The sequence below is a fragment of the Rhizobium moroccans genome (genome assembly GCF_057559155.1).
The window spans coordinates 1-1,014 of record NZ_JBHFJG010000050.1 but is presented as its reverse complement, the minus strand read 5'-3'; the positions used below and the strand labels follow the sequence as shown (position 1 = coordinate 1,014).

Sequence of the window (1,014 nt, the reverse complement as noted above, 5' to 3'; positions counted from 1 at the left end):
TCCTTGCATTCTCTATAGAGAGAATTACTCGACGATGGAGGCGACGATGCCTGCGCCGACGGTGCGGCCACCTTCGCGGATCGCGAAGCGCAGCTTCTCTTCCATGGCGATCGGAACGATCAGCTCGACGTCAACGGTCACGTTGTCGCCCGGCATCACCATTTCCGTGCCTTCCGGAAGCGTCACGATGCCCGTCACGTCCGTCGTACGGAAGTAGAACTGCGGACGGTAGTTCGTGAAGAACGGCGTATGACGGCCGCCCTCTTCCTTCGTCAGGATGTAGGCTTCTGCCTTGAACTTCTTGTGCGGCTTGACCGAACCCGGCTTGCACAGGATCTGGCCACGCTCGACGCCGTTGCGGTCCACACCGCGAACCAGCGCGCCGATGTTGTCGCCGGCCTGGCCCTGGTCGAGCAGCTTGCGGAACATTTCAACGCCGGTCACCGTCGTCTTCGAGGTCGGACGGATGCCGACGATCTCGACTTCTTCACCAACCTTGACGATGCCGCGCTCGACGCGGCCGGTCACGACCGTGCCGCGGCCCGAGATCGAGAACACGTCTTCGATCGGCATCAGGAACGGCTGGTCGATCGGACGCTCAGGCGTCGGGATGTAGGCGTCGACCGCTGCCATCAGCTCGCGGATCGCGTCTTCGCCGATCTTCTTGTCCGAATCTTCCAGAGCGGCAAGCGCCGAGCCCTTGATGACCGGAATGTCGTCGCCCGGGAAGTCGTAGGACGACAGAAGTTCGCGAACTTCAAGCTCGACGAGCTCGAGAAGCTCGGCGTCGTCGACCTGGTCGACCTTGTTCAGGAACACGACGATCGCCGGAACGCCGACCTGACGGGCCAGCAGGATGTGCTCGCGCGTCTGCGGCATCGGGCCGTCGGCAGCCGAGCATACCAGGATCGCGCCGTCCATCTGCGCCGCACCGGTGATCATGTTCTTCACATAGTCGGCGTGGCCGGGGCAGTCGACGTGCGCATAGTGACGGTTCGGCGTCTCGTACTCGAC

At 62.9% G+C, this 1,014-nt stretch carries 1 protein-coding gene; it reads right to left on the bottom strand.

The genetic code is table 11. The features are described from left to right. Positions 1–24: 24 nt before the first annotated feature. Positions 25–1,014 (bottom strand): elongation factor Tu (gene tuf / locus ACE04I_RS24565; protein ID WP_487207669.1); only part of this gene is annotated, 990 nt, incomplete at its 5' end.